At 67.9% G+C, this 12,961-nt stretch carries 11 protein-coding genes; 3 read left to right on the top strand and 8 right to left on the bottom strand.

From position 1 onward, the window contains the following. Positions 1-42: 42 nt before the first annotated feature. The 4 genes from H5399_RS03885 to H5399_RS03870 form a co-directional block, all read right to left on the bottom strand. A complete protein-coding gene (locus tag H5399_RS03885) occupies positions 43-2,430 on the bottom strand; it encodes a glycoside hydrolase family 3 N-terminal domain-containing protein (RefSeq protein WP_182781676.1) in 2,388 nt (795 codons plus the stop codon). Positions 2,431-2,885: 455 nt separating this feature from the next. Then, entirely contained in the window at positions 2,886-3,107 is a 222-nt protein-coding gene (locus H5399_RS03880; RefSeq protein WP_182781675.1) for a CsbD family protein, read from the bottom strand. Between the two features lie 99 nt (positions 3,108-3,206). Next, a complete protein-coding gene (locus H5399_RS03875) occupies positions 3,207-3,503 on the bottom strand; it encodes a Dabb family protein (protein WP_182781674.1) in 297 nt (98 codons plus the stop codon). A 68-nt stretch (positions 3,504-3,571) separates the two neighbouring features. After that, positions 3,572-4,471 carry an ABC transporter substrate-binding protein gene (locus H5399_RS03870; RefSeq protein ID WP_182781673.1) on the bottom strand — a complete coding sequence of 300 codons (900 nt, stop codon included), beginning with the start codon at positions 4,469-4,471 and terminating at the stop codon, positions 3,572-3,574. A 149-nt stretch (positions 4,472-4,620) separates the two neighbouring features. Between H5399_RS03870 and H5399_RS03865 the strand changes: the two genes are divergently transcribed. Together H5399_RS03865 and H5399_RS17860 are read left to right on the top strand one after the other, a co-directional pair. Further along, positions 4,621-5,148, top strand: a complete 528-nt coding sequence (locus H5399_RS03865; protein WP_182781672.1) for a PadR family transcriptional regulator — start codon at positions 4,621-4,623, stop codon at positions 5,146-5,148. Further along, positions 5,145-6,128, top strand: coding sequence for a zinc-binding alcohol dehydrogenase family protein (locus tag H5399_RS17860; protein ID WP_255421952.1), 984 nt, complete (start codon positions 5,145-5,147; stop codon positions 6,126-6,128). The genes H5399_RS03865 and H5399_RS17860 overlap by 4 nt, the downstream gene beginning before the upstream one ends. A gap of 28 nt (positions 6,129-6,156) precedes the next feature. On the opposite strand, the gene H5399_RS03855 is transcribed toward H5399_RS17860, so the two are convergent. Beyond that, positions 6,157-6,570, bottom strand: a complete 414-nt coding sequence (locus H5399_RS03855; protein ID WP_182781671.1) for a CBS domain-containing protein — start codon at positions 6,568-6,570, stop codon at positions 6,157-6,159. A 536-nt stretch (positions 6,571-7,106) separates the two neighbouring features. On the opposite strand from H5399_RS03855, the gene H5399_RS17855 reads away from it, so the two are divergent. Then, positions 7,107-7,823 carry a hypothetical protein gene (locus tag H5399_RS17855; RefSeq protein ID WP_182781670.1) on the top strand — a complete coding sequence of 239 codons (717 nt, stop codon included), beginning with the start codon at positions 7,107-7,109 and terminating at the stop codon, positions 7,821-7,823. A 152-nt stretch (positions 7,824-7,975) separates the two neighbouring features. Here the strand turns inward: H5399_RS17855 and H5399_RS03845 are convergent, their stop codons facing one another. Genes H5399_RS03845 through H5399_RS03835 form a run of 3 tightly spaced genes read right to left on the bottom strand, consistent with a single transcriptional unit; the run spans position 7,976 to position 12,948 of the window. Beyond that, positions 7,976-9,130 (bottom strand): SDR family NAD(P)-dependent oxidoreductase, encoded by a 1,155-nt coding sequence (locus H5399_RS03845; protein ID WP_255421951.1) that lies wholly within the window; start codon positions 9,128-9,130, stop codon positions 7,976-7,978. Continuing rightward, a complete protein-coding gene (locus tag H5399_RS03840) occupies positions 9,127-10,485 on the bottom strand; it encodes a PHP domain-containing protein (protein WP_182781669.1) in 1,359 nt (452 codons plus the stop codon). The genes H5399_RS03845 and H5399_RS03840 overlap by 4 nt, the downstream gene beginning before the upstream one ends. Before the next feature lie 3 nt (positions 10,486-10,488). After that, complete coding sequence (locus H5399_RS03835) at positions 10,489-12,948, bottom strand: thiamine pyrophosphate-dependent enzyme (protein ID WP_182781668.1); 2,460 nt, start codon at positions 12,946-12,948, stop codon at positions 10,489-10,491. Positions 12,949-12,961: the final 13 nt, after the last annotated feature.

Raw genomic sequence — 12,961 nt, 5'->3', positions numbered from 1 at the left:
GCCGACGAACGAGTCCGTCGGCCACCCCTCGGGTGATCTGCGTCAGCCGGCGATCGGGCCGGCGTAGTTCAGGCCGAAGCCGTAGTCGTACACGTTGCCGTTGGCGTCGGTGTAGGGCGTCATGTCCTTCGCGACATCCTCCAGCTGCGCCTCGACGGTGTCCATGTTCGCGGGGAACTGGATCGGCAGGCGACCCATGGGCTCGTACAGGCCCAGGGAGACCTCGATGAGGGCCTGGTCGCTGGTGCCGAAGCCCACGACGATCGCGTCGGACGCCGCCTCGAACTCAGCCGGTACGACCGGGTTGATCGCCTTGAGAACGGTCACCACCGGGATGTCCTTGCCGCTGGCATCAACCGCTGCCACGGCCCGCTCGAACGCGTCGAGGTCGGCCTCATTCGCGATCCGCGAGGTGTTGCCGAAGTAGGAGCGGTTCTGCTTGGTCCCGTCGGCGAGGATGTCGCCGGAGATCGATTCCTGGCGCACGTTCTCGCCGTCGGCGGTGTAGGGGCGGTACTGGAGGGACAACGGGTACCACTCATCGGTCTCGAGATCGTGGCCGATGTTGGAGAAGTTGCCTCCATTGTCCGGGCTGTCCATGCCGACCAGGACGAGGTCGACGTTGCTCAGGTCCGGAGCGGTGTAGCTGGTGACGACGCCATCTGCGTCGGACACGGCCTCATCGGTGACGACGGTGCCGAAGTACTGCTCGGCAACCTCGAGGTCGATGCTCGGACCCTCGGTGTACTCGCCGGGCCCGAAGGCGCTGGCGAAGCCGTTGCTGTAGGAGCGCGGGATGTAGACGGTCTTGTCGGACCAGTCAGCGGCCTCGGTCGCGGCGATTGTTCCGCCGTCGTTCTTGACCATCACGACGGAGTCGAGCTGCGCGGCGTAGCCGGCCTCGAGCTTGTCGTCGCTGGCGAGAATCTCAGCGGATTCGGCGGGGTCCAGGAATGCGCTCTCGTAGAGCCCCGGGTTGAAGAGCATCGTGAGGATGCGCGCACCCGACTCCTGGAAGCGGGTCTCCGCGTCCACGTCAAGCTCCCCAGCCTCGAACTTCTCCTGCCACAGCGCGGAGGCCTCGAGGAGGAAAGTGGCGTCGTTGACGCCGCCGAACATGTCGTGTCCGGTCCCCAGCACCTCAAGGTAGCGCTCTGCAGGCGTCAGATCCTCGGCGCCCCAAGCCATGCCGAAGAACGCACCTTCGTCCTTGGAACCGCTCATGACGCCCCAGTCGGTGACGACAACGCCCTCGTAGGAGTTGTCCTCACGCAGGATCGACATGCGCCCGTTGTCGTAGGCGGTGCCGACACGCTCGCCGAAAAGCGGCTCACCGTCAGCATCCAGAGCGATCGAGTAGGCGGTCATGACGGCCGCCGAGTCGAGCGAACCGAGGAAGCCCGCGGCGTGCTCGTCGAAGTTGTCACCGGGGTAGACGCCGTACTTGCCCGCGTCGGTGTGACCTTCGCGGCCACCTTCGCCCGGACCGTCGCCGGCCCAGTGCTTGATCATGGCGTTGACGGACTCGGAGCCCCAGACGTCTTCGCCACCGGTTCCCTGGAAGCCGTCGACGTAGGCCGCGGCCAGTTCGGTGTTCTGATCGACGTCCTCACCGAAGGTCCCGCCGACGCGCAGCCAGCGCGGTTCGGTGGCGAGGTCGATCTGGGGGCTGAGCGCGGTGGCGATCCCAAGCGCGCGGTACTCCGCGGACGCCATCTCGCCGAAGTTCGCCGTGTGCTCGGCGTTGAAGGTTGCCGCAAGCCCGAGACTGGAGGGCCAGCGGGAGATGTCGGCGCCTTCAGCGTTGTAGCCGCCGGAACCGGCGGTCGAGCGCGGGTCGGAGCTGAAGTTGACCGGCACGTAGGGCAGGTCAGCCGTGGCGAGGGTCTCGACGTAGGCCTGCATCTCGTTGACCCACGGGACAGTGACCGCCGCGTCGCTGCCAGCGGCGTTGAGCACGTTGCGCAGATTGGACTCCGACAGGTAGGTCTTCTGCGCGTCGGTCAGGCCATCGGCGGGTGTGCGCTCGTGGGAGCTGAACAGCATGAGGCCGGCGATCTGCTCGATCGACATTGCTTCGGCCAGGTCGGCGGCGCGCTCGGTGGCGTCAAGGCGCCAGTCCTCCCACGCGTCGAGCTCGCCGTTGGCGTTCATGTCCTTGAACGCATAGGTCGCGCCCCCGATTTCTTCCTCGAGCAGCGTGATGCCGCTCTCGGCACCGTACGACAGGGTCGGGCCATCACCCGGGTTCTCGACGACCATGAAGGCCGTGGACCCGTCGGTGACCTCACGCTCGGTGTAGGTGCCGGTCACGGCCTGCTCCGACGTGGGTACGGGGGACTCAGACCCCTGCGGGTTTGCTGTGCATCCCGCAAGTGCCATGGCGGCGATCCCGGCGAAGGCGATGATCCGTACAGTGGGACGCTTCATCGAACGCCTCCTGCAGTCGCGCGCTGGTGAATCTTCATCAAACTCTCCTCGTTGAGTTTCTCGGACCGATGACCGATGCGGTATGCGGGGAGTGGAGGTCTCCGTTCACCGCCCGTACCGCTGTCCTGTCACGATCCATGTGGACACGGCCCTCGCGTCGCCTGCCGCTGCCCTTGCAGTGCTGTAGGCACTGACCTGGGCCGTCGGACTGACGTCGCGTGTAACCGTGACAAACTCAATCAGCCGCGGAATTGGCCGTCGCCGCGCTGAGCACAACCTGTCGGTCTATGCGCACAACCTGCGCCGGGCCGCCAGGGTGCACGGCAGAACTCCGGGTCTCGAGTATCTCGAGGGGCAACCGCTCGCGCGCGGCACGAGCAAGCCCCACGCATGCTGGCAACAACAAAGACGGGGCCGCCCGAAGGCGACCCCGTCCTGGTAGTGATAAAGCCTGGCTAGCGGCCGTCTGAGACGTCACGCTTGAAGTCCTCCACCTTGTCAGCCACGTTGCCGGTAGCGTCGGTGAACTTTTCGTTCACTTCAGCGCCCACCTGTTTCGCGCTGGCTTCGATGCGGTCCTTCTGGCCTTCTCGGCGAAGCTCGTCGTTGTCGATCAAGTCGCCCAGGCCTTCCTTGGCCTTACCGATGGTCTCTTGAATCTTGTCTCCGAAGCCCATACTTTGCCTCCCGAGTTGGTCTAGATAACAGGACGAGTTCCACGGTACGCCCCCGGATCAAGCTAGGGAAGGGTTCGACGATTATCGGAGAAGCCCGCCTCAGAGGGTGCGCAGCTGGAACGCGCTCCAGGTGGCACACAACGCGGTCACGTGGTCGTCGACGAACGCGACGTGCGCCGGAGCTGCGAAGTAGTTGCGCCAGGCCTGCTCGTCGGCGAACTCGGCAATGATTCCGACCTCGGCGTTGCCGGGGTTGAGCCCGAGGTCAGCACCTGAGCGGAAGGACGCGACGCCCTCGATCTTGGCGGGAAGCTCCGTCATCGCGTCGACGAGTGCCTCGCGCTGCTCGGTCGTGGCCTCGGTGGTGAACTGCATGTTCCAGACGTGGGTGATCATGTTCTGCTCTCTCTGTGGGTGGTGGCCGCTGCGTGCGGCTGAGTTGTTCGATCGGTGGGTGGGTGTGCTCAGTTCAGGTTCTCGGCGGCGAGCCAGTCGGCCGCGATCTGCGCGGGGGCGAGCTCCTCGTCAACACTGCGTAGATTCAGGCCCACGAGATCGTCGGCGGACATCGCTGCGCTGATCGCGTTGATGATGGCCGCTGCCTCGTCGTCGATGTCGTCGCTGGCGACCGGCACGACGTGGGAGGCGAGGAAGAGCCCCTCCGTGTCTTCCAAGCTGACCAGGTCGTTCTTCTGCATGGACGGATCAGCGGTGTAGATGATGGCCAGCTGGATGTCGCCGTCCTGGAGGGCCTTGACGGTCAGCGGGCCGCCGCCGTCTTCGATTGGCGTGAAGGCGACGGAGACGCCGTAGGCGGCCTCCAGCCCACTGGGACCGTTGGGGCGCGCCTCGCCCTCGGAGTTGCCGCCCAGCGTCAGCGGCTCACTCACCGCGGCCAAGTCGGCGATGGTCTCCAGACCCCACTGCTCGGCGAAGGCACGGGTGACGGTATACGAGTCCTGATCCGTGGCCGGGGACTGATCCAGGAGCCTCAGCCCCTCAGGGGTGGCGTCCCGGAGCGCGGCGTAGACCTCGTCCGCCAGCCGGGCCTGGGTGTCCGGCTCCCAGTACTGCAGCAGCGGACCCGAGTACTCGGGAAACAGGTCGATGGCGCCGGACTCGATCTCCGGGACGTACACCTCACGCTGGCCGATGCGGAACTCCCTGACCACCTCATGCCCGGCCGATTCAAGGGCTTGGGCATAGATCTCGGCGATGATCTCGTTGGAGTAGTAGTCCTGCGACCCGATGACGATCGCCTCGGTCTCCCCGCTGGCGAGAGGCTCAGAGCCCCCGCAGGCGGTCAGGGCGACGGCCGCAGCAAGGCCGGCGGAGACGACGGTGAGAGTGTGAAGCAGGGGCATGGATTTCCTTCGGTCAGGCGCCAGAGGCTGGCGTCTCAGTGAGCGTGACCAGCTGTCCTGCGGTCAACGAGGAGCCGGTTCGGTTGGGGAACACGCACCAGTCTATATATCGAAACGAGGTAACACGAATCGAGGTGTAGGGTGGGCTTGTGATCGAGTTGATGGTGCTGGGATTCCTGGCAGAAGGGCCGCTCCACGGCTACGAGCTGCGGCATCGGATGGAGCGGCTGCACGGCTATGCGCGAGCCATCAGCGATGGCACGCTCTACCCCGCCCTCAAGCGCCTGGAGGCGGCGGGCCTCGTGCAGCGCGACGATCCCTCACCCGGTCGAGGGGCCGTCCAGCGGCAGACGTTGCGCCTGACCGGCGCCGGCCTGGACGAGCTTCGGGCCCGGCTACGCGGCGCGAGTGGCCACGACATCACCGACGGCGGCCGATTCTTCGTCGTCCTCGCCTTCCTGTCCAACCTGCCGGCCGTAGCCGACCAGCACGCAGTGCTGCGGCGTCGATTCGCGTTCCTTGACGAGCCGGGAGTGGGATTCTTCTACGACGGTGATCGCGCCCTCGGCTTCGACGAGGTCACCGACCCCTACCGTCGCGGCATCATGCTGACCGCCGGCGCGACCAGCCGAGCGGAGCGCGCGTGGCTCCGCGACGTGCTGGAGGGCACGCGATGACCCCCACGACGATGCGCGCAGTGGTGCTTGAAGCCCCCGGCCCCGTCTCCAACCTGCTCGTCCGGGAGCTTCCGATACCTGAGCCCCGGCCCGGCTGGGTGCGCATCCGGATCCACGCGTTCGGGCTCAACCGCTCCGAACTGCATACCCGTCTCGGGCTCGCCGAGGGCGTCACGTTCCCGCGGGTCCCCGGCATCGAAGCGACAGGGGTGGTCGATCTCGCACCCGGCGGGGAATTCGAGCCCGGACAGCAGGTGATGACGATGATGGGCGGCATGGGCCGCGTCTTCGACGGCGGCTACGCCGAGTACACCTGCGTGCCCGCCGGCCAGGTGATCGCGTTCCGGTCCGACCTCAACTGGGCCACCCTCGGCGCCCTCCCCGAGATGCTCCAGACCGCCTACGGATCCCTCACTGTGGGGCTGGACCTGCAGCCGGGCCAGTCACTCCTCATCCGGGGCGGGTCCTCATCGGTGGGGATGGCTGCCGCGGTCCTGGCCAAGCGACGGGGCGCGTTGGTGTTCGCCACCACCCGCGACCCGGCCAAGGCGGAGTCACTACGTGCCGTCGGCGTCGACCACGTGATAATCGACGACGGCGACATCGCGACGCAGGTCCGCCGCATCCTGCCCGACGGTGTCGACGCGGCTGTGGAGCTCGTGGGCACCCCCACGCTCCCGGACACCTTGCGCTCTACCCGGGTGCATGGCGTCGTCTGCTTCACCGGCATGCTGTCCAACCAGTGGACAGTCCGGGACTTCTACCCCATCGACTACCTCCCACGGGGCGTCCGGCTCACCGCCTACTCCGGCGAAGCCGACGACCTCCCCCCGGAGGTTCTCCAGGGGTTTCTCGACGATGTGGCCGCCGGCCGGGCCGTAGTCCCCATCGACCGCACCTTCACCCTCGATAAGATCCAGGAAGCCCACACTGTCATGGAGCAGGGAACCGCACGGGGCAAGCTCATCGTCACACTCTGAGATGACCGATGATCTCACCGCCGACGGGTCAACGCTGGGAGATGTCCTCCACCACGTCGCCGGTGGTGCGGGCGTCGAGATCACGCGCCACGTCGGCCTGCGCGATGACGCCGACGAGCTTCCCGCCGTCGAGTACGGGGACTCTACGCACCTGCCGCTCGCCCATGATGCGGGCGACCTTCTCGGCATCGTCGGCGACATCCACAGTCACGACGGCGCCCGTCGCGACCTCCGAGACGGTGGCGCTCGACGGGTCCAGGCCCTCGGCGATGCCTCGGACCACGATGTCGCGGTCGGTGACCACACCCACCAGGTGGTCGCCGTCGAGGATGGGTAGCGAGCCGACGTTGAGGTCCCGGAGCTGTTGGGCGGCCTCGGTGAGTGTCGCGGTGGGCGCGAGCGTCTCCGCCGGCGTGGTCATGATGTCTCGTGCGGTCTTCATGATTCCTCCATCTGTCAGTGGCCCGATCTCGGACCCTCCACTCCCCCCTTACCCAGGTTGGGCGGATGTAAACCAGCCGAGCCTCGGTGAGGGGCAGATCTGGTCGCGTAGTCGAGACCAGAAGCGCCAGCTAGGAACCGGCCGACGGCTGGCGCATCGCTGGCCGGCAGATCTGGTCGCGTAGTCGGGCCTAGATCCGCCGATCAGGCGACGGTGGCACCCCAGTGGCCAGCGGTGTTGTCCGGTTGGTCGGCGGTGTTGTCCGTGGTCGCCCGACCCGGTGACGTGGGGCCGTTGGCTCGGCACGCTTGGCCAATGCATCCGTGACAACACCTCTCTCCGGCCCTCCGCGCGCTCGCAACCAGCCAGGAGGGGATCCTCACCACGGAGCAACTGATCGACGCCGGGCTGACCCGGGCGGTGATCCGACGGATGGCCAGGGACTGGGTCAATCCCGCCGACGGTCTGCACCTGACCACGGGGTGACGTGGCTGGCAGCCGCCAGGGCAGGGTTGCTCCGCGGTGGGAGGGACGCCGTGTTGGGGGAGGACGCCGCGGCGCACCTCCACGACGCCGTCCGGGACGCCCCGTCGCGGATCGCAGTCTGGACCGCGGCCAGACGCGACGGCTTCACCGTCGGCCAGTGGAGCGTGGTGTACCGACGGGGGACGAGGAAGGGCATGGGCAGTCCCCCACGGACGTCGGTGGAGACGTCCCTGGTCGATCTGGCCCGGGTCAGCTCGGAGGACGCGACTGTCGCGGCGCTGGCGCGTGCCCTCGCGCAGGGCCGGACGCTACCCGCCAGGATCCTGGCCACACTCGCCACGCGGCAACGGACCCGGCACTCGGCCGTCATCAAGGAACTGTGCGGCTACGCCGGCCAGGGCATCGAGAGCGCCCTGGAGTGGCGCTTCCAGAGCCAGGTGCTACTCCCCCACGGTCTGCCCGTGCCCGAGAAGCAGGCGCGCAGCGTCGTCGGGCGCGGGGACTCTTTGTATCGAGACACGCGGCTCGCCGTCGAACTCGACGGTGTGCGGGACCACACCGAGTGGTCCAAGGACATGGCCCGCGACAACGAACGTCTGGTGGCGGAGGACACCTCCACCCTGCGCTACGGGTGGCAGGCGGTAACGCTCGACGCGTGCGCCGTCGCGGCTCAACTGGCCGATGCGCTGGGCGCGCGCGGCTGGGAGGGCCAGCGGCTCGGCTGCCCCCAATGTCCGCAAGCCAAAGAGGCGGATCTGGTGGCTTAGTCCCAGCGGAAGCTGGCGTCACGACCCTTCGAGACGCCCCACGCCGCTCCGCGGGCGGGGCTCCTCAGGGAGCGATAGAGGTCCGGAAATGCTGAGCGGCGGATCTGGTCGCGTAGTCGAGACCAGATCCGCCGCCTAGGCGTCGGCAGGGATCAGCTGCTCAGCATGACCTGACCGCCGGTGACGGGAATCGCCTGGCCGGTCTCGTACGCCTGCTCGACGATGTAGTACACCGCCCGCATCACGTCGGCCCCCGTGGTGCCACGACGAAGCGGCACCTTGGCCTCGTAGAACTCGCGCACCTCGTCGACGGTGGTGGCGCCGGGGACCTTCCCGGAGCGGAGGTACTGCACGAACAACCCCCTGTCCCGATCCGACCACAGCGGGCCGTCGTAGAAGTTGCCCGGGCAGATCGCGTTGACCTTCACCCCGTGCTCGACGAGCTCCAGCGCAAAGCTCTGCACCAGGCCGATCCCGCCGAACTTCGAGCCGGCGTAGGCGCCGTTCTTGTTCGAGCCCACCAGGCCGGACTTCGAGTTGATCTGGATGATGTCGGTCATCCAGCCAGGAGCCGCCGAGTGCTGGGCGGCGAGCAGTCGGCCCAGGTGCTTGGTGACGAGGAAGAACGCGGTGTAGTTGATGTCGGTGGTCAGCGCGAACGCGGACAGGTCCTGCTCCAGGACGCTGCCCGCGCGCACGATGCCCGCGTTGGAGATCACCAGGTCAAGGCCACCGGTGGTGGCCGCGATCTGCTCGGCCATCGCGGCGACGGATGCCTCGTCGGCCACGTTGACGGTGATCGCCGCCGTCTGCTCGCCGAGCTCGGCCGCCAGTGCGGCCGCGCCGTCGGCGTTGAGGTCGGCGATGTAGACGAACGCGCCGGAGTCGACGAGACCGCGGACGATCTCCGCGCCGAAGCCCTGGGCGCCGCCGGTGACCACGGCCACCTTCCCCGCGACGACCGCGGACCGTGAGGCCGCGCTGCGCGCCTCGGCCGAGCGTGCGCCGGGGAGGGGGGTGAGGTCGCCGAGGGTGCTCACCGAGAAGGCGTGGCGCTCCCCCGCCACCTCGACGACGACGTCGCCGGGGAGGGGGAGGTCGGCGTCGGCCAGGGCCTGGGGAAGGTCTGCGGCCGTGGCCACTTCCATAGGCTTCGAGGCCGACTGCGTCGGCACCTCAGCCAGCGGGGGGTGGGGCTTCGAGGCCGACTGCGTCGGCACCTCAGCCAGCGACGTCACGAGGACCGGGATGCCGTGCCTCGCCAGGTAGGCGCCCCGGACCACCGGGGCGATGTCGACGATGCTCATGAAAGAGCCCTCCTCAGTTGACTGACACTTTCCTCGACGGTGGTCTCACCGGCCACGAGTGCCCGGCCGAGCGCGCCGTAGCGCGCCACCCGGTCCGTCAACCGCAGGACCGCCAGCGGAGAGTCCGGCGAGAAGAGTCCCAGCGACGCCGACTCGTTGGCGAGCTGCTCGTGCGCGACCATCGCCCAGGTGGCGTCGTTGAGGTGCGCCAGCTCGGGGCGCTGCAGCTCCGGGCAGTTGAACACCTGGCGAGGCGTGTTGATGTCCACCCCGGAGACCTCCAGCATCCCATGCTCGGCGGCCAGCTCGGCCACGCGGGCCATCTGCTCGGCAGTGTTGCGCGGCGGCATGTAGGTGATGGCCGGCATGCCCATGCGCTCCAGCTCGACGAACAGCTCCTCCAGGAAGTCGTCTTCGAACTTCTCCGCCTTCTTGTCCCCCGTCGGCGACGCGGTGACGTCGCCCAGGTAGGCGTAGCACGGGATGGCGCCCACGGACTTGGCGAAGGCGATCACCTCCGCCATGCTCGGGCACTCGCCGCCGTCCTCGAGACGCTCCGGGATCACGTAGATCTGGTCCAGGAACTCGGCCTTCAGCACGCCCAGCAGGTCGAAGACAAGGTGCGGGTTGTCCGGATCCGCCAGCTGGTCCGCGACCTTGCCGGAGAGCGACAGGCCCATCTCGGCCAGCCCGTCGACCAGGGACTGCCCCGGCCCGAAGCGCTCGATGAGCTTCGAGGCCATGGCCGCCAGCAGGTGACGCTCGGTCACCGTCCCGCCCCGCAGGAACTGCGACCGCTCGACGATGTCCTCCTCCAGGTCGATCAGCGGCGCGCCGAGGCGGCCGAGGATCTCGTTGGCCCGCTCCACCATCGCGGCGGTGCGCTTGAGCCGCGCGTCGCGGATGGGCACCAGGTACTCGGCCACCTTGTCGCGCGACGAGGCGGGAATGCCCTGCACCGTCATGTAGGCGATGCCCGCGGTGTCCGGGTTGTTCAGCTTGCGGGTGTGCATCGGCGCGTTGCCCGAGGCCACCTCGTCGGCGGTGTGCACGTAGACGCGGCACTCGAAGCCGGTCACCGCGCCCATGCCGAGCAACGAGGCCGCCTCCGCCATCTCCGCGGCGGCCGCCCCGGAGTCGTGGTCCACCGAACCCACCACCATCAGACCGGCCTCACGTGCCCGCAGCGCGGCCATCGCCGGCGTGTACGGGCTGAAGCTGTAGATGGTGTGGACGTGGTTGTTGGACTCGGTGACGAACTCCGGGAACTCCGGGCCGTCCTGCAGGTACTCCCGCAGGGCGGCCAGGCGCTCGGCCGGCACCGCCGTCGGATCGTTGATCACGTCGCGGGACATGGCTCAGAGCCCCAGCCGGGAGCGACGCGCAAGCTCGGCGTTGGTCTGGTTGGTGGTGGGCACGTGACCCTTGAGCGGGAGGATCCGCTCGTGGATGGCGTCGATCAGCCAGTCGGGCTGGGGGAAGAACTCCTTCTCCAGCTCGGCTGCCGGGGTGATCGCGTTGCGCGAGCCCACCACGGTGACGGGGGCGTCGAGGTGGTCGAACGCCAGCGTCTGGATGGACGAGGCCACGTTGTGCAGGAAGGACCCGCGGTCCACCGCGTCCGAGGTGAGCACGAGGCGTCCGGTCTTCTTCACGGACTCGACGATCGGGTCCAGGTTGAGCGGCGCGACGAAGCGGAGGTCGATCACCTCGGTGGAGATGCCGTACTTCTCCTGAAGCAGGTCGGCGGCCTCCATCACGCGGTACAGCGTGGGGCCGATCACCGCGATGGTCAGGTCGGTGCCCTCGCGACGCACCACCGGCTCGCCCTCGGGGACCTCGTAGTAGCCCTCCGGCACGCCGTCGGCCGCGAACTGCTCGGCCACGTCGTAGAGCAGCTGGGACTCGAAGAACATCACCGGATCCGTGCCGCGCAGCGCCAGGTTCATCATGCCCTTGGCGTCGTACGGGGTGGAGGGGTAGTAGACCTTGAGCCCGGGCATGTGGGCCACGAGCGCGGACCAGTCCTGGGAGTGCTGGGCGCCGTACTTGGAGCCCACGGACACGCGCATGACCAGGGGCATCGTGAGGAGGCCGGCGGACATGGACTGCCACTTGGCGGCCTGGTTGAAGATCTCGTCGCCCGCGCGGCCCAGGAAGTCGCAGTACATCAGTTCGACGATGGCGCGGCCACCCGAAAGGGCGTAGCCGACGCCGGCGCCGATGATGGCGGCCTCCGAGATGGGCGAGTTGAACAGGCGGTGGTACGGCAGCATCTCGGTGAGCCCGCGGTAGACGGCGAACGCGCCGCCCCAGTCACGGTTCTCCTCGCCCCAGCCGGCCATCGTCGGGTCGGTGGCGAAGCGGTGCGCCACGGCCTCGAACAGAGCGTCGCGGTAGGAGTAGGCCTTGGCCTTGGAGACGGGCTTGCCGTTCTCGTCGGTGGCCTTGCGCACCTTGTTCTTCAGCGACTTGACGCGGGCGTTCTCCTCCAGCGGCTCGAGCAGCTCGGGCTCGCCCTCGGCCATGGCCTCCACGTTGCCGTTGGAGAACATGACGGTCTCGATGAAGTCCATGCCGACGCGGGGGCTGGACTCCTCGTCCTTCGTCGCGATGGCGATGATCTTGGTGAGGCGCTCGTCGAACTTCGCCTGGATGTCGTCGACCTCGGTCTGGCTGAGCACCTTGTTCTCGACGAGGTAGGCCGCGTAGTTCTTGAGGCCGTCGTGGGTCTCCCACAGCTCTACCTCCTCGCGGGTGCGGTAGCTGGAGGCGTCCGACGGCGAGTGGCCGGAGAAGCGGTAGGTGATGGTGTCGGTGAGGACCGGGCCCTTGCCGGACTCGAGGATCTGGCGCTTCCGGGCGACGGCGTCGGCCACGGCGAGCGGGTTCAGTCCGTCGACGCGCTCCGAGTGCATCGCCTCGGGGTTCACGCCTGCACCGACGCGGGCCAGGATGTCGTAGCCCATGGTCTCGCCGGAGGTCTGGCCGCCCATGCCGTAGAAGTTGTTGAAGAAGTTGAACCAGATCGGCGGGTTGCCGTCGACGCCGTGCTTCCACAGGGTGCGGTACTGGTCCATGGCGGCCATCATCATGGCCTCCCACACCGGGCCGCAGCCCATCGACGCGTCGCCGATGTTGGCGATCACGATGCCGGGCTGGCGATTGATCCGCTTGAACAGCGCCGAGCCGGTGGCGATGTCGGCCGAGCCGCCGACGATGGCGTTGTTGGGCATGGAACCGAAGGGCGCGAAGAAGGCGTGCATGGAGCCGCCGAGGCCGCGGTTGAAGCCGGCCTTGCGGGCGAAGGTCTCCGCCACGGTGCCGTAGAGGATGAAGTTCTCGGCCAGGTCCAGCAGGCCGTCGTGGCCCACCTTCTCCGCGAAGCCAAGGGTCTCGCCGTCGAGGAAGGTCTTCATGATGTTCTCGAGCTCGGCCGGGTCGAGCTTGCGGGCCGCGGAGTAGCACTTGGCGAGGATCTCGCCGTGGCTGCGGTGCGAGCCGAAGAGGAAGTCGGTGGGATCGAGCTGCGAGGCCTGGCCGACGACGGCAGACTCCTGCCCGATGGAGAGGTGCGCCGGGCCGCGGTGGTTGTACTCCACCCCGTTCCAGGCGCCGGTGGTCTTGATCGAGTTCAGCATGGTCTCGAACTGACGCACGGCGATCATGTCGTGGAGGATGTCCACCAGACCGTCCTTGCCGTGGGTCTCGAGCTCAGCGGCGAAGTTGGGCTTGTACTGGTTGACGGGGATGTCGGGCGTGGTGATGAACGACGCCGAGCGGACGTTGCTCGGATCGACGACGAGGGTGCGTGGCATGTGTGACTGCTCC

It is taken from the genome of Tessaracoccus sp. MC1627 (assembly GCF_014164725.1).
Lineage (GTDB): Bacteria > Actinomycetota > Actinomycetes > Propionibacteriales > Propionibacteriaceae > Arachnia.
This window is presented reverse-complemented; position numbering and strand designations above follow the sequence as displayed.